This is a genomic window from uncultured Thiocystis sp. (genome assembly GCF_903866365.1).
In the GTDB taxonomy this organism is placed as follows: Bacteria; Pseudomonadota; Gammaproteobacteria; order Chromatiales; family Chromatiaceae; genus Chromatium.
Genome location: NZ_CAIPNF010000036.1, coordinates 1 through 21,296, shown reverse-complemented (window position 1 = coordinate 21,296; position 21,296 = coordinate 1). Strand labels below are relative to the sequence as shown.

The 21,296-nt window shown below is 63.4% G+C and carries 15 protein-coding genes and 1 tRNA gene; 6 read left to right on the top strand and 10 right to left on the bottom strand.

Going from position 1 to position 21,296, the window contains the following annotated elements:
- Window positions 1-17 precede the first annotated feature (17 nt).
- From radC to QZY07_RS02050, 6 genes are all read right to left on the bottom strand, one after another.
- Window positions 18-680, bottom strand: a complete 663-nt coding sequence (radC, locus tag QZY07_RS02075) for a DNA repair protein RadC (protein ID WP_295399445.1) — start codon at window positions 678-680, stop codon at window positions 18-20.
- Window positions 681-683: 3 nt separating this feature from the next.
- Window positions 684-3,605 (bottom strand): DEAD/DEAH box helicase family protein, encoded by a 2,922-nt coding sequence (locus tag QZY07_RS02070; protein WP_295399444.1) that lies wholly within the window; start codon window positions 3,603-3,605, stop codon window positions 684-686.
- Window positions 3,598-4,890 carry a restriction endonuclease subunit S gene (locus tag QZY07_RS02065; RefSeq protein ID WP_295399443.1) on the bottom strand — a complete coding sequence of 431 codons (1,293 nt, stop codon included), beginning with the start codon at window positions 4,888-4,890 and terminating at the stop codon, window positions 3,598-3,600. The genes QZY07_RS02070 and QZY07_RS02065 overlap by 8 nt, the downstream gene beginning before the upstream one ends.
- Complete coding sequence (locus tag QZY07_RS02060; RefSeq protein ID WP_295399442.1) at window positions 4,887-6,068, bottom strand: PDDEXK nuclease domain-containing protein; 1,182 nt, start codon at window positions 6,066-6,068, stop codon at window positions 4,887-4,889. Before QZY07_RS02060 ends, QZY07_RS02065 begins: the two co-directional genes overlap by 4 nt.
- Entirely contained in the window at window positions 6,065-8,062 is a 1,998-nt protein-coding gene (locus QZY07_RS02055) for a class I SAM-dependent DNA methyltransferase (protein ID WP_295399441.1), read from the bottom strand. Before QZY07_RS02055 ends, QZY07_RS02060 begins: the two co-directional genes overlap by 4 nt.
- A 169-nt stretch (window positions 8,063-8,231) precedes the next feature.
- Window positions 8,232-8,308: transfer RNA gene (locus QZY07_RS02050), tRNA-Arg, on the bottom strand.
- A gap of 204 nt (window positions 8,309-8,512) precedes the next feature.
- Between QZY07_RS02050 and ppsR (QZY07_RS02045) the strand changes: the two genes are divergently transcribed.
- Complete coding sequence (gene ppsR, locus QZY07_RS02045) at window positions 8,513-9,895, top strand: transcriptional regulator PpsR (protein ID WP_295399440.1); 1,383 nt, start codon at window positions 8,513-8,515, stop codon at window positions 9,893-9,895.
- A gap of 16 nt (window positions 9,896-9,911) precedes the next feature.
- Window positions 9,912-12,080 carry a GAF domain-containing protein gene (locus QZY07_RS02040; RefSeq protein ID WP_295399439.1) on the top strand — a complete coding sequence of 723 codons (2,169 nt, stop codon included), beginning with the start codon at window positions 9,912-9,914 and terminating at the stop codon, window positions 12,078-12,080.
- 63 nt (window positions 12,081-12,143) lie between these two features.
- Here the strand turns inward: QZY07_RS02040 and QZY07_RS02035 are convergent, their stop codons facing one another.
- The 4 genes from QZY07_RS02035 to ppsR (QZY07_RS02020) all read right to left on the bottom strand — a co-directional run bounded on the left by QZY07_RS02035 (window position 12,144) and on the right by ppsR (QZY07_RS02020) (window position 16,382).
- Window positions 12,144-12,416: a hypothetical protein gene (locus tag QZY07_RS02035; RefSeq protein ID WP_295399438.1), complete on the bottom strand. Its 273-nt coding sequence runs from the start codon at window positions 12,414-12,416 to the stop codon at window positions 12,144-12,146.
- Entirely contained in the window at window positions 12,409-13,650 is a 1,242-nt protein-coding gene (locus QZY07_RS02030) for a geranylgeranyl diphosphate reductase (RefSeq protein ID WP_295399437.1), read from the bottom strand. Before QZY07_RS02030 ends, QZY07_RS02035 begins: the two co-directional genes overlap by 8 nt.
- A 189-nt stretch (window positions 13,651-13,839) precedes the next feature.
- Window positions 13,840-14,742 carry a chlorophyll synthase ChlG gene (gene chlG, locus QZY07_RS02025; RefSeq protein WP_295399436.1) on the bottom strand — a complete coding sequence of 301 codons (903 nt, stop codon included), beginning with the start codon at window positions 14,740-14,742 and terminating at the stop codon, window positions 13,840-13,842.
- Between the two features lie 182 nt (window positions 14,743-14,924).
- A complete protein-coding gene (ppsR, locus tag QZY07_RS02020; protein ID WP_295399435.1) occupies window positions 14,925-16,382 on the bottom strand; it encodes a transcriptional regulator PpsR in 1,458 nt (485 codons plus the stop codon).
- A gap of 375 nt (window positions 16,383-16,757) precedes the next feature.
- Here ppsR (QZY07_RS02020) and bchF point away from each other — a divergent pair, with 375 nt between their 5' ends.
- The 4 genes from bchF to QZY07_RS02000 form a co-directional block, all read left to right on the top strand.
- Window positions 16,758-17,270: a 2-vinyl bacteriochlorophyllide hydratase gene (gene bchF / locus QZY07_RS02015; RefSeq protein WP_295399434.1), complete on the top strand. Its 513-nt coding sequence runs from the start codon at window positions 16,758-16,760 to the stop codon at window positions 17,268-17,270.
- Window positions 17,270-18,553 carry a ferredoxin:protochlorophyllide reductase (ATP-dependent) subunit N gene (locus QZY07_RS02010; protein WP_295399466.1) on the top strand — a complete coding sequence of 428 codons (1,284 nt, stop codon included), beginning with the start codon at window positions 17,270-17,272 and terminating at the stop codon, window positions 18,551-18,553. Before bchF ends, QZY07_RS02010 begins: the two co-directional genes overlap by 1 nt.
- 4 nt (window positions 18,554-18,557) lie before the next feature.
- A complete protein-coding gene (gene bchB, locus QZY07_RS02005; RefSeq protein ID WP_295399433.1) occupies window positions 18,558-20,150 on the top strand; it encodes a ferredoxin:protochlorophyllide reductase (ATP-dependent) subunit B in 1,593 nt (530 codons plus the stop codon).
- Window positions 20,125-21,296: DUF3479 domain-containing protein (locus QZY07_RS02000; RefSeq protein WP_295399432.1), on the top strand; the 1,172-nt coding region annotated here is incomplete at its 3' end. The genes bchB and QZY07_RS02000, both read left to right, overlap by 26 nt.

The following is a 21,296-nucleotide window of genomic DNA, read 5'->3' as shown; positions in this document are numbered from 1 at the left end:
CGCGGCAGAACATCGACCTACAGCTTTCCGTTTTCCAGGAAACTGAAGTATCCGGTCCTGTTGAAGATGATGTGGTCCAGCAGCTCGATGCCGACGATTTCACCCGTCGCCTTGAGTTGGGCGGTGATGTCGATGTCGCTGTGCGACGGTTCCACGCCACCGCTGGGGTGATTGTGGGCGACGATGACGGCACAGGCGCGGTCGGACAGGGCATCGGCGAAGACTTCGCGTGGATGCACGGAGCTGCGATCGATCAGTCCAATGGACACCACGCGGATGTTCAGGATTTCGTTCGCGCCGTTCAGGCTGGCGCAGAGGAAATGCTCCTGCTTACGGTCGGCGTAGTGGCGGACATGGGGTAACAGGTCGGCGGGGGTCACGATCTTCGCGCCTTCCGGTTTGATGCGGCGGCGGGCGAATTCGATGGCGGCAAGAATCAACGTCGCCTTGGCATCGCCGACCCCCGCGAACCGCGAGAGTTCTTCGGCTGTCACGTTCAGTCCTTTCTCGTCGATGAGCCGTGCCAGCTTGGCGGCCAGCGTCATGACATCCATTCCCGGCGTGCCCTTGCCGAGAAGCACGGCGAGCAATTCCTGGTCGCTCAGCGCGGCAGCACCTTTGCGCAAGAGCTTCTCGCGCGGTCGGTCGGCGGCGGGCATGTCCTGGATGGTCTTGCCCATGGGTCAGGCGGCTTCGGCCAGGTGGGTTTGGATGACGGTCACCGCCATGATGTCGAAGATACCGCCGGTGTCGGTGTACTTCGGGTCCGCGAGTTCGTCGTAGCGCCCGCGCGTATCGTAGGTCGTCTGAATGTCTCCGTTGACTTGTCCGCGATAGGGTCCGTCGAGGTAAAGACGATTGTCGCGATGCGTTTGGACGGTGGCGCGGATCGCCGGGTCGGCGATCTTCTCTGCCGTCACCTCTTTGATGTAGAGCGCCTCCTCGTCCGTGATGTCGAAGGTGGCGCGAATCTGCTCGATCACGTCCCGCACGGATGCCTTGACCGGCACCGGACCCGTGCCGCCTTTTCCCTTGCCCGGCTGGAGCTTCACCGGACCGCCGCCGGTCATCACGCCCTGATACTGCACCGCCGCCTTGGTGACCAGGGTGGCGCGAATCTGTTGCATCAACTCGGACACCGTTCCGGTCTTGATGAGCTGCGGGCCGACCCATTCGGCAAAGGCGACGAACTCTTTGATCGCCGGCGAATAAGTGAAAAAGCAGCTGAGGAAATGGAAGCGCTTCGCGAAGCGGGCCAGCAGTGACACGAACGCCTTGCGCCCTTCCCAATCGGAGAGTTTGGCCTGAAAGCGCACCCGCAGCGCGTTTACCTGGAATTGCACCCGCGCATCCGTCCCGCTCCCGATCAGCGCGAGCAGGTCAGCGGCGTCCTGCTGGGTGAAGACGCCCGCGGCGAGAATCTCCGCATGCAGTTTCAGGCAGGTCTCTCGATCCGGTTCCTCCGGCTCGAAGGGCGTGCCCTGCCGATATTTGGCGAAGGCTTTGAGGATTTGCCTGGCGTTGTTGGTGAAGTCCACGACCACGACCGTCTGCTTGCCGGGGTGACAGCGATTCAGCCGCGAGACCGTCTGCACCGCGTTGCGATCCAGCACCGGCTTGTCGAGGAACATGCCCGCGAGCAGGGGCTGGTCGAAGCCGGTCTGAAATTTGTTCGCCACCACCATGAGCCGGTAGTCGTCGCCCTCGAAGCGGTCTTCGATCAACTCGCCCGTCGCCAGTTCATTCACCGCGTGCTCGCTGATGGCGGCGTTGGTCTCGGGATGGACGAAATCCGAGAAGGCATAGAGCACCTTGTCGCCGGCGCCGCGCTCCCTGAGCTTCTCCTTGAGGATGTGGAAATACCGCAGACCGGCGACGCGCGACGAGGTAACGATCATCGCCTTGGCGCGACCGCCGATGAGCGGCTTCACGTCCTTCTCGAAGAGACGCAGCATCACCTCGGCCTTGTACTGGATCAGCCCGTCGTCCTGAAAGGCCACATTCTGGAGCGCCTTGGACACCACACCCTTGGGGTAGAGCCGCTCCTCGTCCGGTTGCGGGACGATGGGGCAATGCAGGTGGTAGAGCGTCCTGTAGGAGATGATGCTCGCCGCCACATCGACGATGTAGCCCTCCGCGATGGCCTCCGCCTCGGTGTAGCTGTCGAACGGCTGGCCGAACATCGACACCGTGGCCGGTGCCGGAGTGGCGGTGAAGGCGACGAACAACTGATTCAGGTCATGCTCGCGGATGACCCTGGCGATCCGTTCTTCGGGATCTTCCTCGGGCGCGTCCTGGTCCGGCTCGCCCTCCCTGCGAAACGGCAGGCGGATGGCCGCGCCCATCTGGCCGTCCTGCGAGCGGTGGGCCTCATCGATCAGGAAGGCCACCCGCAGCGTCTTCAATGCCGGGTTGCGCTGGATCTCCTCCAGCACCCAGGCCATTTTTTGCTGGGTGGTGACGATGATGGACCGCCGCTCCCTGAGGAAACGCGGCAGGTCGTCGGCCTTCCTGGCGATGCCGACCACGTCCTTGATGTGGGTGAACTTGTCGATATCCTCGCGGATGTTGGTATCGAGCGATTTGCGGTCGGTGAGGATGAAGGTGATGTCCACCAGCTTCTCATTGCTGCCGGGCCTGAAGAGGCTGTGCAGACGGTCGGCCAGCCAGCAGATGGAGAGCGTCTTGCCGCTGCCGGCGGAATGGTTGGCCAGATACTTCTTGCCGATATCGCCCGCCGTGGCGAAGTGGGCCGCGATGTCCTCCGCCACCCGTCGCACCAGGCGGCTTTGGTGATAGCGCGGGAAGAGGGTGAAGGCCGGGCGCGCCGGCTTGTCGTCCTCGGCGTCACGCGCGGGCACGCGCAGGAGGAAGAACGACAGCGCCTCCAGCAGCTGATCCCGCGACAGCACCTCGCGGTACAGGAACTCGACCGGATACTCGTCGGGATTCGTCGGGGTGTTGGTCAGCCCCATGTTGTGCCAGCGGAAGTTCTCCTCGCGGCAAGGGTCGGTGGCGGCCATCGCGTCGCTGGTGTCGGCGGCGAGGTAGAGGAAGGGATGCTGGAAAATCCGGTGCGCCTGGTCGCGCCGGGCGAACTGCGCCACCGCGTCATGCACGTTCTGATTGGCCTCGTGCTTCAACTCCAGCGCCACGATGGGCAGACCGTTGAGATAGATGACGAAATCGATCTCCTGGTTGGCCTCGCCGAAGTAGAAGTGCGGGCGGAAGGTGATGCGGTTCTCGGCATAGCCCTTGGCGCCGGCGCTCTCCGCCGACCGCGGCTTGGGGTAATAGAGCTGGAACCTGAGCCCGCGCACCGGCAAGCCCTGGCGGAACAACAGCCAGAGCGGCGTATGCTCCAGCGCCTGGCGCAGCGCCTTGAAAACTTCCTCGCGCGCGTCCGTGCCGTAATCGTCCGCCAGCGTCTTCAGGGTATCGGCCTGGCTGGCGTTGAGAAAGGCCCAGAGCTGATCTTCGGCGATGCCATGCTCGGTATCCGTGATGTCGGACTGTTCCAGCACGCCATACTGGTGCTCGCGGACGAGGTACTCCGCGAGGTGTTGCTGAAAGGTCAGTTCCGGGGGCTTCGTCCGTTTAGCCATGCGCCTTGACCCGGTTGATGTCCGCCTCCGTGATCCGCCGCTGGCCGGTGACGCATTCGTGGATCAGGGATTTACGGTAGGCGGTGAGGGTGGCGATTTGGGATTCGATGGTGTTCACCACACACTTCATCTCGCCGACTTTTTCCCGAAGGTGCTGACAGATGGAGCGTTGTTCAGAGATAGGCGGCAACGGGATGAACATCCTCGCGTAACGGGTTGAGTTCAGATTCGACTGCTGTACCGACGGGATGGCCAAGCGACGTGCAAAGGCAAGGAAGCCAGCACAATTCACCGCATAGTTGAGGAACTCGGGAATAATACGGTGATTGACCCGCAGCCTGACCAAATAGGAGGCGAAAGTCACCTCGTCCCCTTTACAGCCAAGGAACAGAGCGGCTTTACCCACCTGATCAGGGCTGTTGGTGCGGTTGTAGAGCAGGTCGTTCTTTTCCAGCAAGAGTTCCTCGGCAACTTCATCCACAAACTCCATCTTCGAGAAAACGATCTCACCAGATTGGATATTGCCCATCTTGAGCACTGGATATTTGCCTTCTGGTTGACTGCTGACTGAAATGCCGTAGTCAAGATGTGAAATTACCCGCTTGATGCGAACCGCTGCCCAATGCTCCGGAAGTGACCCTAACCAGTCATGATTGATCACCCGGAATTTGGAATTGCTATCAAGGCCCCTCGTAACCGCCGTCTCGATGATGCTTTCCCTCACCGCGCCGAGGGTTTCGATTTGGCGGCGTTTGGCTGTCACCGCCGCATCAATCGCCGCGCAACTCGCATCCAGATAAGCCGCGATGCGCTGTTGCTCTGAGAGCGGCGGGAGCGGGAAGTTGAACTGTGCCAGTTGAGTCGGCCAACTGACACGAGGCATCTTGGCGCCGTAGGCGAGCGCGTTACATCGCTCAATGAACCACCGCGACCCAAGGCAGTAAAACAGGAAGCGACTTGCAATCCGCTGCGGCTCGAACGCCAAAATCTCGCCCGTGCATTTGCCGTCAAACTCGGCGACCCAGTATTTTTCCAAGTAGGGGCGCAGCTTTCCAAAAAGCACGTCACCCGTCTTGAACCGCGTGACGGCGCTGCCAACCTCAAGCGTGTTCCGGCGGCTCAGGATTCGGCCAGAGCCGGAATCCATGTCTTCAAGTTCGAGGTAATCCTCTTCCGCACTCGCTTCATCCGTCTTTTCGTTACGAAGCGAGACAATATCTTTGAACCGGTCAAATTTCCATCCTTGCGGTAAATCGTTCAGAAAACTGTCGTGAGCGGTGTTCATACCTCACCCTCCATCTCAATCCGCACCACATCCGCAAGCTGTTTGGCGGTCGGCAGCTTCCCTTTCAATTCCCCCGGCAGTTTCGACTGCAACTCATAGGAGGCGACGCCGATGGGATTGGCTTTGCTGCGTAGGGCATATTCGACTTCCACGTCGTCCTTTTCCGCGCAGAGGATGATCCCGATGGACGGCTGATCGTCGGGGCCGCGTTCCCGGTCGTTGAGCAGGTTGAGATAGAAATCCATTTTCCCCGCGTGTTCCGGCTCGAAGGGGCCGACCTTCAGCTCGAAGGCAATCAGGGCCTTGATGAAACGATGGTAGAAGAGCAGGTCGATGAAATATTCCTTTTCGCCCAGCGCCAGCCGGTATTGGCGCCCGACGAAGCAGAAGCCGTAGCCGAGTTCAAGCAGGAAGGCTTGCAGGCGGGAGACCAGGCGGTCCTCCAGCTCCCGCTCTTTCACCTCGCGACGGATGCCGAGAAACTCCAGGTTATAGGAACTCTTGAGCATCTCGTCCGCCTGCTCGGCGAGGTACTCCGGCAGGGCCAGCGGAAAGTTGTGGGTCTTCTTCTCGGTGACGGCGCGCTCGTAGGCCCCGGCCTTGATCTGGTTGAGCAGGACGTTGCGCGACCAACCGAAACGGGATGTAGCCCGGAGATACCAGAGGCGGGCTGCGGGGGTCTTGACCTTCTTGACGATTTCGACGTGATGACCCCAAGGGACGGCGGGCAGAATTTCTTGAACAAGCTGTTCAAGAACTCTAGCCGACAGTGGAAGTCTGCTTGAGCGATCGTCCGGCTGCGTGACGGGCTTGGTCTGCCGAGGGTCATGGCGGTTATCTTCCGCAATTTCTTGAACAAGCTGTTCAAGAAATCCAGCGGCCGAATACTCCGAATAGAACTGGCGCATCAGCCACAAATTATTGGCCGAGAAGCCCCTCATCCCAGGGAAGGCCCGCCGCAGATCGGCGGCGACCATTTCCACCACGGAATCGCCCCAACTATGGGTTTGCTGTTTTTCCACAATCCCCCGGCCAATGTCCCAGTAAAGCAGGATGGCCTCGTGGGTAATGGCCCGAGCTGCTGATAGGCGGGCGGATTGCACCCGGGCCTTCAGTTCCTCGACAAACCGCCGGTAATCGGCGCTGATGGCCAGGGCGGTGGTGGCGGGCTGTTTCATCGGGCAAGTCCCTCCAATAGTTTCTCGGCCTCCTTCTCCAGCCGCCAGAACTCCGCCAGCAAGTCCTTCGCGGGCGTGGGCGGCTGGTAGCGGTAGAAGTATTTGTTCGGCAGGATTTCGTAGCCGAGGACGGGTTTGCCGTCTCTCTTCGTCTCCTCCCAGCGGATGATCGGCTTGGCGATTTCGCGCTCCAGGAAGGCGGCGATATCCTCGCCGTGCGGGATGTATTCGTCGTCCCGCACGTAATGCCGGTGCGTCCATTCGACGGCGAGCGTCTCGTCGGCGTCGGCCAAGGCCGCCTTGAAGATCCTGGCGGCGTTGTCACTGGGTTTGAGGGTGAAGGCGACGGTCTTTTCCTCGCCCTTCGCCTTCACCCGCACGCGAAAGCTCAAATCGCTCGCATGGAAGTCCTGCTCCTTCTTCAGATTTGCGGCGGTGAACGCCTTCTCGTAAGGCTCGGTGACGATGGCGGGCTGGTCGTGCTCATCGGTCTGCCAGAAAACGACGCTGACCTTGTGGTAGGCAAAGTCCTGGCACCGGAAGATCCGGACCTGTTCGTCGGCGTCGCCCTCGGCCCAGCCCTGGGTGTAGCGCGCCTCGATCCAGGCGCGGTGGGCATCGCTGATGCGGTGGCGCTTGTTGCCAAAGGATTTCGGCTCCTTCTCGAACTGCTGGCGGGCGTCGATGAGCATGACGCGGCCCTGGTGGCTGGCGGGCTTGTCGTTTCGCAGCAGCCAGATGTAGGTGAAGATGCCGGTGTTGTAGAAGAGCTGATCGGGCAGCATGACGATGGCGTCGAGCCAGTCGTGCTCCAGAATCCAGCGGCGGATCTCGCTCTCGCCCGAGCCGCAGTCGCCATTGGAGAGCGGCGAGCCATTGAAGATGATGGCGATGCGGCTGCCGCCCTGCTCGACCGGCGCCATCTTGGCCAGCATGGTTTGCAGAAAGAGCAGGGCGCCGTCGTTCACGCGCGGCATCCCGGCCTGGTAGCGGGTCCGCTCCAGCTTGCGGGCCTCCCGCTCGTAGCCGTCCTTGCCGCCCCAGGTGACGCCGAAGGGCGGATTGCTCAGCATCCGGTGGAAACGCCATTTGGGTTCCGGCCACTGGTCGCCGGGCTCCCTGCCGTGCGGATCGTGCGGGATGAGCGAGTTACCGAGCTGACCGGTCGCCTGCCGGTCGTTCTTGATGAGGAGGTCGGCCTGGCAGACGGCGTAGTTGGTGGGTGACAGTTCCTGTCCGTGAACGGTGACGAATTGCTCGACCCGCGCCCTTTCCTCCGGCGTCTCGGCGCGCTCCAGCAGGTGCTCCTTCGCCACGGACAACATGCCACCCGTACCGCTAGCGGGATCGTAGATGGAGAGGTGCCGGTCCGGGATGGGGATCTCCAGCAACTCGACCATCAGACGGATGACTTCGCGCGGGGTGAAGTGCTCCCCAGCCTCGTCACCGCTTTGTTCCGAGAAGCGCCGCAGCAGTTCCTCGTAGATGTAGCCCATCTCCAGGCCGGAGAGCTGGTCGGGGCCGAGCGCAAGCTCCTTGTATTGGTTGAGGATCGGGGCCAGCCGGTTGAGCTTCACCATCTGGCCGATGGTGGCGTGGTAGTTGAAGTGCTCGATGATGTCATCGACGTTCTTCGAGAAGCCGTTGATGTAGGCGCGGAAATTTTCCTCCAGCAGGGCATGGTCTTCTTCGTGGACCGAGCGGAGCGTCCAGTCGGTGATGTTTGAAAAGGGACACTGTCTGGGATTCAATTCCAGTTCCTTGACCAGCCTGGCGAGTTCCTTCCCGGTGAGCTGGGGCCGGTTCTTCAACACCTCGGCGGACTTCTGCGCCCGCCAGTCAATGAGCACGCACTCCAGGCGGCGGATGACGATGATGGGCAGGATGACGCCCTGATACTCGTAGGATTTGAACTTGCCGCGCAGCCGCTCGGCGGATTTCCAGATGTCGGACGCGAGATTGTCGAGCTTGGGCTTGTTGAGCGAGAGCGCCATTCATTATCCTGTCTTCATGGTTGCCGTCCAATTGAGTGTACGGTATCGGCCGGGATGTTGTGCTTAGTTGGTCTTGGCTGTCAATCGACAACGTTGGACGCCATGAAACAAACAAGCAAGAAAAAACCGGCACTTAGGCCGGCCTTGGAAGCGTCTTGGAATGGGTATTTGGTGCCCTCGACAGGAATTGAACCTGTGACCTACCGCTTAGGAGGCGATCGCTCTATCCAACTGAGCTACGAGGGCGTTGTGACAAGATCCTGGGTCGCTGTCGAACCCTGGAATTGACAGTTTATCGCAGGCGGTCCTCAAGGGCTATGTCCCGACCGGAATTGATAGTCGATAAAATTCGTTGCGGAGTGAACGATTTGGGCAGGGTTCGACTCCAAGCGGTCAGGGTATTTGGTGCGTCGCACCATCCAATCCATTGACGCCGAGCCTTGAGAGACCATGACGATCCGAAACCTGCCGCAACCTGACGTGACGCTGTTCCTTGATCGCGCGGGGGTGATTCGTCGCGCCGCGCTGTCGACGAGCTTCCCCGACGAGGGATTGGATGCCTGGGTGGGGCGTCACTGGTCCGAGACCGTCGAGCCGGGTGGCGGCGAGAGCCTGCGCCAATTGGTCGAGGATGCCGCGGTCAGCGGGGTGTCGGCCTTTCGCCAGGTGACGCAGCGCTTTCCGAGCGGGCGCGCGTTGCCGATCGAATATACCGCAGTGCGTCTCGGCGGGCAGGCCGGTCTGGTGGCGATCGGCCGCAGCCTGCAGGCCGTGACCGAGCTTCAGTCGCGACTCGTCGAGGCGCAACAGACGATGGAGCGCGATTACTGGAAGCTGCGCGAGGTCGAGACGCGCTATCGGCTGCTGTTTCGCTCCTCGACCGATGCCGTGTTGCTGCTGCGCGCCAGTACGCTCGGGATCGTCGAGGCGAATCCGGTCGCCGCCGCGGCCTTGGGCCTGACGCCGCCAGTGACCGCCGCCGGGCAGGAGTTTCTGGCGGCGCTGCTGCCCGCCGAGCGGGATGCCTTGCAAGCGATGTTGAATCGGGTGGCGGAGCAGGGGCAGGCGCCAGGGGTTCTGCTTCAGCTCGGGACGCCGCGTGTGGCCTGGATGGTGCGTGCCTCGCTTTTGTCGTCGGAGTCCGGTGCCGTGTATCTCTTGCAGTTGTCTCCGACCGAGGCGGTCGCGGGCGTAGCGGAGGCGCGCGTCACACTGGCGCGGACGCTGCCGCTGGAGGAGTTGCTGGAGCGCCTGCCGGATGGCTTCGCGATCACCGATCGGCTGGGCTTGATCCAGCGCGCGAATCAAGGCTGTCTCGATCTGCTGCAGATGCCGACCGAGAGTTCGGTGATCCATGAGACGCTCGGGCGCTGGCTCGGCCATCCGGGCGCCGATCTGACGGTGCTGATGGCGAATGTGCAGCGCCTGGGCGCGGTGCGGATGTTCGCGACCGTCCTGCATGGCGAACTGGGCACGGAGACGGATGTCGAGATTTCCGCGGCGGGGAATCGGGAAACCGATCCGGAGTTCGTCGTCGTCCTGATCCGCGCGGTGGGCCGCCGGCTGTCGCCGCCGCGCCACGCCGATCGCCTGAGCGATCGTCTGGGCGCGTTGACCGGGCAGATCGGCAAGCATTCGCTGCGCACGCTGGTGGAGGAGACCGTGGGCGTGGTGGAGCGTTACTATATCGAGGAGGCGCTGGAAGCGACCCGAGGCAACCGGACCGCCACCGCCGAACTGCTTGGATTGAGCCGTCAAAGCCTCTATGTCAAGCTGAACCGTTACGGGTTGGATACCGAATCCGCGCGCGCCGCGCATGGCAATGCCGCATGATGGGAGCCCAGTCCACTTGAACCCCGGTGTCGCGTCTTCTCCCGCCTTCGGGCAGGCCAGCCTGTCGACTTGCGAGCGCGAACAGATTCAGCATGCCGCCTCCATCCAGCCGCGGGGCGTGTTGCTGGTGGTGCGCGAGCCCAGGCTGGACATCGTGCAGACGAGCGCCAATGCGGGCGAGGCGTTCGGTGTCGGGGAGAGTCTGCTCGGCTGGTCCCTCGACGATCTGGGCGGCGGTTTGGAACAGCGCATCCGCCCGCACCTCAACGATCCGCTCAACGTCATTCCCTTGGTGTTGCGCGGTGTTGTCGGGCGCTCGCGACAGGCGTTCGACATTTTGCTGCATCGCCCGCCGACCGGCGGACTGGTGGTCGAGTTCGAGCCCGCCGGGCCGGCGGTGGCGTTGTTCGGACCGGTGCAGGCGGCGTTGCAGACCATCATGGACGCCCCCACGCTGCCCGCGCTCTGCGACGAGACCGCGCGGATCTTCAAGGAGATCGCCGGTTACGATCGGGTCATGGTCTATCGGTTCGACGATGAGGGTCATGGCGAGGTCTTTGCCGAATGCTGCGAGCCCGAGCAGGAGCCGTATCTCGGGAACCGCTATCCGGACTCGGATATTCCCCAGATCGCGCGCCGTCTCTACGAGCGCAATCGCATCCGTCTCCTGGTTGATGTAGACGACGCCCCGATTCCGCTCCTGCCGAGGCTCTCGCCCCTGACGGGCGAGGATCTGGATCTGTCGCTGTGCGCGCTGCGCAGTCTGTCGCCGATCCATCTTCAATACCTTCGCAACATGGGTGTGAAGGCGACCCTGGTCGCTTCGCTGCTGGTCGGGGGGCGGCTATGGGGGATGGTGGCCTGTCATCACCGGACGTCCCGGACCGTGCAATACGAGATCCGCGCCGCGTGCGAGTTGCTCGCGGAGGCGGTTGCGACCCGGATCGCGGCCTTGGAGAGTTTCGTCCAGGCGCAGGCCGAACTCTCGGTGCGGCGTCTGGAACAGCGCATGATCGAGGGGATTGCGCGCGAGGGCGATTGGACCTCGGCCCTCTTCGATCATCCGCAGTCGCTGCTGCAACCGGTGGAGGCCGCCGGCGCCGCGCTCTTCTACGATGGCCGGGTACTCACCACCGGCGAGGTGCCGGGGACGCTGGAACTGCGCGAGATCGCGGCCTGGCTGGATGGACAGCCGAGCGCGCCGGTGATGGCGACGGCCGCGCTGGGGCGGGAGGCGCCGCGGCTGGCCGCCGTGAAGTCGGTGGCGAGCGGGGTGCTGGCCATCCCGATCTCGACATGCCCCGGCGAGTATCTGCTCTGGTTCCGTCCCGAGCGCATCCGCACCGTGACCTGGGCGGGAAATCCGTTCAAGCCGCTTGCCATCGGGGACGATCCGGCCGAATTGTCCCCCCGGCGTTCCTTCAGCCAATGGCATCAGGTGGTCGAGGGCACCTCCAGCCCCTGGACCTCGGCCAATCGAACCGCGGCGCGTCTGATCGGCGAGTCGGTCGCGGATGTCATCCAGCAGTTTCGGTCGGTGCGGGTGCTGATCGCCCAGGCGCAGCTTGCCCAGGTCCGTTCGCAGATCCGGGTCGCGGATCAGCCGATTCTGATCGCCGCGCCCGATGGGGTGATTCTGCTGGCGACCGAGTCGCTGGAGCGGCTTCTGGGGTCGGAGCGGGCGCCGCCCGATTGTCTCGACGATCTGTTAAAGCGCCTGACGGAGCCGCTCGACCGGGAGCAGCGGGTCAGCGATCTGCTGCATCACCATCGTCCCTGGCGCGGCGAGGTCTGTCTGGCGACCCGCGATCAGGGCGAGCAGCGGTTTTTGCTGCGGGCCGATCCGGTGTTCTCCTCGCCCGGCCGGGTGTTGGGATTCGTGTTTCTGCTCACCGATCTGACCGCCCGCAAGGCGGCGGAAGCGGCGCGGCAACGGTTTCAGGCGGGCATCCTGGAGCAGCAGAAGATCCTGCGCACGCCCTTGAACTCGACCGCCGATCCCGTGTATCGCAACCTGCTCTCCGCCCTCGTGAACAACGCCCAACTTGCGGCGCTGGAAGTCACGGATGGCGTCGATCCGGCCCGTGTGCCGGCGATGGTCGATGGGGTCCAGACCTCGGTCTCGCGGGCGACCGAGTTGCTGGAACATCTCGTGTGGTATGCGGGGCAGATGAAAGCAAGGTGATTTTCCAGTTAAACGCGAGGTCGCCCAAGACACGTCAATGGGATGACGTTTCTTGGTAATCGCCTAATCTGGCCGCTTCCAGCGATGTCGAAGATCGGCTAGATGGGTCAGGAGCGCGGCGGTGAGACAGAGGCTGACCCAGCCCCACCAGGCACCGACCAGCGCGGCGCGCACCGCGAGCATCAGAAAGAATCCGGAGAGCAGGAAACCCGCCAGATCGGCGGGCGCGATGCCGCGGCCGGTTCGGTGGTGAAGGATGGCGAGCGCGGCACCCTCGATCAGCAGCAGGACCAGGATGAGATCGATCACCCGGCCGCTGGCGAAGAACTCAGCCATGGCGCGCGGCGTTCTTGGACGGCTGGCTGGAGATCGGCGAGACGATGCCGAGCAGGTGCGCCATGTCCTTGAAGAAGATGCGCAGATGCGCGCCAGGCCGGGCCTTGACCAGGCGCTTGTTCATGTACGCCTCCCAGGTCAGGTACTGGATATCCGGGTCCGCGCAGAGGCTCACGAAACGCTCGCGCCGCTTGTCGCTGGCGTACCAGAAACGCTGCAGGATGCCCAACACCCAGAACACCTTGCCGTGCGCCTTCATGAAGCGTTTGCGGGCGTTCTTGAGCGCGCTGGCCTTGCCGGTGGTCAGGAACTCGGCGACCGCTTCGGCGGCCAGGCGCCCGCCGACCAGCGCGTAATAAATGCCTTCGCCGGAGGCGGGGGCGACCACGCCCGAGGCGTCGCCGGCCAGCACGATGTCGCGTCCATTGTCCCATCGGCGCAGCGGTTCGAGCGGAATCGGCGCGCCTTCGCGACGGAGTGTCTCGGCCTCGGCAAGTCCTGCGCGACGGCGCAGTTCGGTGCAGGCCGAGCGCAGCGAGAAGCCCTCGACCGCGGTGCCGACGCCCACGCTGGTGGTGTCGCCGTGCGGGAAGACCCAGCCGTAGAAGTCCGGCGAGATGTCGCCCTGATAGTAGACATCGCAGCGCGTGCCGTCGAAGTCGGCCGCGCCGCCGTTGGGCGGGGTGCGAACGATTTCGTGGTAGGCGGAGACGAATTTCATGCCCTCCGAGCCGGGAATGCATTGCTTGGCGACCGCCGAATGCGCCCCGTCTGCGCCAACCACGGCACGGGCGCGCACCTGTTCGGCGGGGCTGTCGCTGCGTCCCTGGCCGGGGCGATAACAGACCAGCGCGGTGCCGTCGCTGTCGCGCTCGATGCGCTCGAAGGTGCCGACGCGGCGCACGGCCCCGGCCGCGGCAGCGCGCTCCCGGAGCCATTCGTCGAAGTGTTCGCGATCCACCATGCCGACATAGCCGCCGTGGATGGGCATGTCGACAGTGCGGTCGGTGGGCGAGACCATGCGGGCCGAATTCACCTGATTCGCCAGCATGGATTCGGGGATGTCGAAATCCCGCATGGCCTGTGGCGGGATGGCTCCGCCGCAGGGCTTGATGCGTCCGGCGCGATCGAGCAGGAGCACGGAACGGCCGAGTTTGGCCAGGTCGGTCGCCGCGGTCGCGCCGGACGGCCCGCCGCCAATCACGACGGCATCAAAGGTTTCGAGGTTTGCCATGGAAGATCCCGTTGGTGAAGAGATGTGCGCGTTGATGCGAAAACCGACAGTGAATATTGGGAACCGCAAAGGCGCAAAGGACGCAAAGAGTGAACATGGCGGATAGCTCGATTGGTTCGCCCATGCGGTTGGTCTTGCCGAGATGCCTTCGCGTTCTTTGCGGTTCAAATCGTCATTCAGGATGATGGTCTAGCCCAGCGAACGCACGGCAAAGGCGCTGATCATCATGCCGGTGACATAGACGCTGACGCCCAGTCCGCTGAACCAGGTCGCCCGTTCGCGGGGGCTGCCGAGAAAGCGGATCATGAGTCCGATCTGGATCAGCAGCACCACGCCGACGGCGATGGCGTGGGCCGGTTTGTCCCAGGAGTAGAGCAGGGCAATGACCACGGCCTGCGGCAGGCCCATCACCAGACAGGCCACGCGGGCGGCGCCGTCGACGCCGAGCTGAACCGGCAGCGAGCGGACATTCATCTGGGTGTCGCCCTCGATCGCCTTGAAATCGTTGAGGGTCATGATGCCGTGGGCGCCGAGGCTGTAGAGCAGGGCGAGCGCGAGGATCTCCCCGTCAGGCAGCGCGCCGCCGATCATGACCGCCGCGCCGGTGATCCAGGCCAGTCCCTCGTAGGAGATGCCAGCCGCCAGGTTGCCCCACCAGCCGTTACCCTTGAAGCGGAAGGGCGGGGCGCTGTAGCCCCAGGCGATGGCCATGCCGATCAGGGCCATGCCGAACACCCAGGGGCCAAGGGCGTAGGCGAGCAGCAGCGAGACCGTGGTCCAGATCAGCGAGAGATACAGCCCCCAGCGTCCGGGGATGCGCCCCGAGGGGATCGGACGATGCGGTTCGTTGATGGCGTCGACATCGCGGTCGTACCAGTCGTTGACGACCTGACTGGTAGCGCACATCAATGGCCCCGCGAGGACGATGCCGGCGATGACGACCAGCCACTGCGCCAGGATGGGCTGGCCGGAAGAGACCACGCCGCAACTGAAGGCCCACATGGGCGGAAACCAGGTGATGGGATGGAGCACCTCGAAGATCGCCGATGGAGCCGGGTAGCTGGCGGTTACTGCGGGCGTCGGTCGATTCATGCGGGAGCCTGTTAAACCGCGCCCGGCGCGGTCTGCGTTGTTTATCCATCGGATCGGTTGCAATCGATCCAACCAGGGTCTAAGCCGACACGGCTTCAATCGGTTATTTTGAACCGTTAAACCGCGTCTCGCCGATCGCCGTGAGTCACCACGAGGCTGAGTGACATGCGCAGTAGCGCATGTCACTCTGGACGCGATTTGTGCGCGATTTTTTTGTCGGGCGCGTGCAGCTCGGTCGTGTGGTCGGCCGCTATGCCATAGCGGTCGATTTTGACGTAGAGGCTTTGCCGACTCAAGCCCAGCAGCTCGGCGGCCGAGGCGCGATTGTCGCCGGTCAATTTCAGCGCCGCTTCGATACAGAGTCGCTCGATGGTGTCGGTGGATTCGCGGACCAGCTCTTTCAGCGGCACCCGTCCGACCCGATCGGTCAACTGGTCCAGCCAGCGGGTCTGCTCGGGGCTTGGGGGCTGCTCGGTGCTCAGGCGCCGTCCCACGTCGCGGATGAAGAAGCCGAAGTAGGGGCGTTCGCCATTGCGGACCGCGGCGGCGGAGATCTCGACCTCGGTCGTGGATCCATACTCTCCGCGGAGCATGGTCGCGAAGAGTCGCACGGTCGAGTGCTGGCGCAGGTTGGCCATCAGCACGTTAAGGTCAACTCCTGGCCGACCCAGCCAGCGGTCGAGCGATTCGCCCCTGGCCTGTTGCTCGGTGGCGATTTCAGCCAGGCTCAGAAAGGTGCTGTTGGCGGTCAGAATCCGACCGTCCGCGTCGGTGATGACCACGCAATCGGGCGCGTTTTCGAGCACCCGCAGATAGCGGGCCTTGGCTTCGGGCATGGCGGTTGACGCCGTGTCGGCCAGCAGCGGCGAGAGTCGCACCAGCAGAAAAGTCACGTTTTCCTGACGCAGCAAAGAGGCCGAGACCAGAAATTCCTGCAAGCTGTCGATCAGGCGCGCCCTGACATCGTCGGCGCGACCGGCGGCACGAACGCCCGCCAGCAGGCTATTGATGGCTTGCGTGCTTTCGGTATCGAATCCTTCGGGAAATGGCCGGCCGATCACGCGGGTGGGCGTTTCGCCGAGGAGCTGCCCCGCGGCTGGATTCGCTTCAACGACGCGCTGCGTGGGTGCGTCGATGATGAGGATAGCCTCCGAGACCATCCGGAACAGGAGTCGGTAACGGGTTTCGACCTGACGGAAGCGCCAATAGTCGCGTTCCAGCGCCTGCTGGGCGTCGACCAGTTGCTGCTGAAGGGCCGCCATGCCTTGCAAATTCCTGCCCACTGCCACGACGGAACCTTTTTTCCCGAGGCGTAGCGCTCGGTACTGAACGGGGATATCGGTTCCTCGCAACGACGGATGGTTGACCTGCCGCCAACGTGTCACGCTTTGATGATTGGATTCTTCGAGGAGCGCTTCAAGATTTGCACGGCTTTCTGGCAAGACGGTGGAGAGCCAGGGCTGCCCAACCCAGTCCACGTTGATGTCCGACAACAAGTCGTCGCTGCCAAAGGCAATATCGCTGACAATGCCTTTATGATCGACAATCACGGCAATGTCGGCCGTGCCTTCGACCAAGGCCGCCGCCGTGTCGGCGTCAAGGACGCCGATCGATTCCTTTGGGGCTCTGAACGGACTCACGACGACCAGACCCTCCAGTGCCTCTAGGCGTGCCCTGTGGACCCAAGCTCAGGGACAGCAGCGGCAGATTTGCCGGATTAATCCTAAAAAAAACCCAACTAACTTGGAAACGGACTCTTGTTGTCAGAGCGGCCGTATCGCGTCATCGAGTTGTTCACTTCGGTTTCGCCTGCCCAACCAGAACGGAGACAGGCCGCCGTCGACAAGAGAGCATTACCTCCGTGATCAGTTTCGTATAGCCTATTGTGATGGCTTGCGCGGAGTTGTCAAGTCAGGTTTACGTAAAGCTTGGTTGACGCATGCCTGAAAGCAGACTAGATTTCTGCATACGGTTCAGTGAAGATTTAAAGGATGTCCAGCGAGTCCGGCCTAGAGATGACCCATCACCAACCTCAATCAACCCCGCGCCAGCCACTCTACACCCCAGAAGAGCGTCGGCGGCGGGACGAATCGCCATGGACATTGGTCCAGGGGATTCTGGCGCCGATCCAGTTTATCGTTTTTCTGGTCAGCCTCTATCTGGTGATTCGCTACCTGGTGACCGGCGAGGGCGAAGGGATCGCCACGATTTCGGTCGTGATCAAGACCTTGGTGCTGTACACCATCATGATCACGGGCTCGATCTGGGAAAAAGTCGTTTTCGGTCGCTATCTGTTTGCTCCGGCGTTTTTCTGGGAGGACGTTTTCAGCATGCTGGTGCTGGCGCTGCATACGGCCTATCTGGTGGCGCTGATCACCCAGATGGTCGACGTGCAGGGGCAGATGCTCCTGGCGCTGGCGGCCTATGCGACCTATGTGATCAACGCGGGTCAGTTCCTGATCAAACTGCGCGCCGCGCGGCTGGATGCGGCGCGCCGCGATGGCGTTTTTGCCGAGGCGACGGAATGATGGGCGCCGACATCTCCCCACGCACACCGACCGAGGGCTGCGATGCGTCCATGGTCACCCGCGAGCGCGGTCAGCGTCAGGTTTTCTGCGGACTGGCCGGGATCGTCTGGCTGCATCGCAAGATCCAGGACGCCTTCTTTCTGGTCGTCGGTTCGCGCACCTGCGCCCATCTGTTGCAGTCGGCGGCGGGCGTCATGATCTTCGCCGAGCCGCGGTTCGCCACGGCCATTCTCCAGGAACGCGATCTGGCCGGTCTGGCCGATTGCAATCAGGAGCTGGATCGCGTGGCCGCCGAGATTCTGGAGCGGCGTCCCGACATCAAAACGCTCTTTCTCGTCGGTTCCTGTCCGTCCGAGGTCATCAAGCTGGACCTCGCCAAGGCCGCCGAGCGTCTGTCCGATGCCTATCGGGGCCGGGTGCGGGTGCTCGATTATTCCGCAAGCGGGTTGGAGACGACCTTTACCCAAGGCGAGGATGCCTGTCTGAAGTCGCTGGTGCCTGAACTCCCGGCGCTCGCGGACACCGAGCGCTCGCTGCTAGTGGTGGGAACCCTGCCCGACGTGGTCGAGGATCAGTTCCTGCGACTGTTCGCCGAACTCGGCATCGGCCCGGTGCATTTCCTGCCGCCGCGCCGGGCGAGCGAATTCCCGCCCGTGGGTCGCGGAACCCGTCTCCTGCTGGCCCAGCCGTTTCTGGGCGAGACGGCGCGCGCGCTCCAGGGGCGTGGCGCGACCCTGTTGACCGCGCCCTATCCCTTCGGCATCGAGGGGACGCTCGGTTGGCTGCGGGCGGCGGCGGATGCCTGGGGGATTCCGGCAGCCCGGCTGGAAACCGTCACCGCTCCGGCGGTCGCCCGCGCCGAACTCAGTCTGGTGCGTCAACGCGAGGCGCTGACCGGCAAGCGGATCACCTTCCTGCCGGACTCGCAGCTTGAGATCCCGATCGCGCGTTTCCTGAGCCGCGAATGCGGCATGGAGCTTGTGGAAGTGGCGACGCCCTTCCTGGACCGGCAGCTCATGGAGTCCGAGCTTGCGCTGTTACCGGCTGGGGTGCGTCTGACCGAGGGGCAGGATGTCGATCTTCAGCTCGACCGGGTACGGGCCGATCGACCCGACATCACTGTTTGCGGGCTCGGTCTGGCCAACCCGCTGGAAGCGGAGGGATTGCGGACCAAATGGTCGATCGAGCTGGTCTTCACGCCGGTGCATGGTTTCGATCAGGCGGCGGATCTGGCTGAACTTTTCGCGCGTCCGCTGGCGCGCGGCGCCTTGTTGCGGGTTTGATCTCATGCAGTTGACGCTCTGGAGCTATGAAGGACCACCGCATATCGGCGCGATGCGCATCGCCGCCTCGATGGAAGGGGTCCACCTCGTCCTGCACGCGCCTCAGGGCGACACCTACGCCGATCTGCTCTTCACCATGATCGAGCGGCGCGGACAGCGCCCACCGGTCAGTTACACCAGCTTTCAGGCGCGCGAATTGGGCGGCGATACCGCCGGGTTGGTGAAGAGCACGATCCAGGCGGCCTTTGATCGCTTCGCGCCCCGCGTGATCTTGATCGGCGAGTCCTGCACGGCGGAACTGATCCAGGATCAGCCGGGTGCGCTCGCACAGGGGATGGGGTTACCGGTGCCGGTCCTGTCGCTGGAATTGCCGGCCTATGCGCGCAAGGAAAACTGGGGTGCCAACGAGACCTTCTATCAATTGGTTCGCGGCTTGCTCAAGAGTCGGGTGCCCGCGCCGGGCGCCGAGCGCGAGCTGCGGAAGACGGGCGCGCGTCCGCTGGCGAATTTGCTCGGACCGTCGGCGCTAGGGTTCCGCTGTCGCGACGATGTCGTGGAGGTCACCCGGCTGCTGGATTCGCTCGGCGTCGAGGTGAATGTCGTGGCCCCGCTCGGCGCGACCCCGGAGGATCTGCTGCGTCTTCCCGAGGCTGACTTCAATGTCTGTCTCTATCCCGAACTGGCCGATCAAGCCTGTCTCTGGTTGGAGCGCATGTTCGGCCAACGGACGGTCAAGACGGTGCCGATCGGGATTGGCGCGACCCGTGATTTCATCGCGGAGGTCGGGCGTGTTGCCGACATCGATGTCAGTGCCACGCGGGAGCCGATCTGGTCTAGAATGCCCTGGTACTCGCGCTCGGTCGATTCGACCTATCTGACCGGCAAGCGCGTGTTTATCTTTGGCGACGCGACCCACGCGGTGGCCGCGGCGCGAATCGCGACCGAGGAACTCGGGTTTACGGTCGTGGGGCTGGGAACCTATGCCCGCGAATTCGCCCGCGAGGTGCGTGAGGCGGCCAAGCGCTATGGCGTGGAGCCGCTGATTACCGACGATTATCTGGAGGTCGAGGCAAAGGTCGCCGAGGCGCACCCCGAGCTGGTGCTGGGCACCCAGATGGAGCGCCATATCGCCAAGCGGCTCGGCATTCCCTGCGCGGTCATTTCGGCGCCGGTGCATATTCAGGACTTCCCGGCCCGCTATGCGCCGCAGATGGGGTTCGAGGGTGCGAACGTCATCTTCGATACCTGGGTCCATCCCTTGATGATGGGGCTTGAAGAGCACCTGATCACCATGTTCCGGGAGGATTTCGAGTTTCACGATGGCGCGACGCCATCACATCTGGGGCCGGGCGCCAGGGCGGGTCAGGCCAGTCAGGAACCCTCGCGGGACACCGGGTCCGCAGCGGCGGAGACGGCCGTCGGGACCGACGAAAACATCATGGCTTGGACATCGGAAGCCGAGCAGGAACTGAAAAAGATCCCCTTCTTCGTGCGCGGGAAGGCGCGTCGCAACACCGAGCGATTCGCCCAGGAACGAGGGATCCTAACCATTACCGTGGAGACGCTCTACGATGCCAAAGCGCACTTCGGTCGCTGAGATGCGTGCCAAATCTTCCGATGCGACGCCGGTGCGCGTCGTCATCGTCAATCTCGACGGGCATCTCTCGGGGACGACGCAGCGCGCGCTGCCGTCGCTGCAGCGCGAGTTGCCGGGTCTGCGCCTGAATCTGCACGCCGCCACCGAATGGGCCGAATCGCCCGAATCGCTGGAGCGCTGTCTGGCCGATATCGCCGAGGGCGACATCGTCATGACCACCATGCTGGTCATGGAAGATCACTTCAAGCCGATCCTGTCCGCGATGGCGGCCCGTCGCGATCACTGCGACGCCATGATCGCCTGCATGTCGGCCTCCGAGCTGATGAAGATGACCCGTCTGGGCGGGTTCGCGATGGATGGCACGCCGGGCGGCCCCATGGCCCTGCTCAAGCGGCTGCGCGGCAACAAGGAGCGCAAGCAGAGCACGGGCGCCCAGCAGATGTCCATGCTGCGGCGCATCCCCAAGCTGCTGCGCTTCATCCCCGGCACCGCCCAGGATGTCCGTGCCTATTTCCTGACCCTGCAATACTGGCTCGCCGGTTCCGACGAAAACCTCGGCAACATGGTCCGTTTCCTGGTGGATCGCTATGCCGACGGTCCGCGCCGCCATCTGCGCGGCACCCTGAAGGTTGACGCCCCGGTCGAATATCCCGAGGTCGGGATCTATCACCCGCGCATGAAGGGCCATATCTCCGACAAACTCGCCCAGCTTCCGGTCGTGAACGCCAAGCCCAAGGGGCGGGTCGGCCTGCTGCTGATGCGTTCCTATGTGCTCGCGGGCAACGCGGGTCATTACAATGGCGTGATCGAGTCGCTCGAAGCGCGCGGGCTGCAAGTGGTGCCGGCCTTCGCCAGCGGCCTGGACGCGCGCCCGGCGATCGAAAAATTCTTCATGAAGGACGGACAGGCGACCGTGGATACGGTCGTCTCGCTGACCGGTTTCTCGCTGGTCGGCGGCCCCGCCTATAACGATTCCAAGGCCGCCGAGGAGATTCTTGCTCGTCTCGACGTGCCTTATCTCTCGACCCTGGCGGTGGAGTTTCAGACCCTCGACCAGTGGGAAGGCTCCAATCAGGGCCTGCTCCCGGTCGAGGCGACCATGATGGTCGCGATCCCGGAACTCGACGGCGCGACCGGCTCCATGGT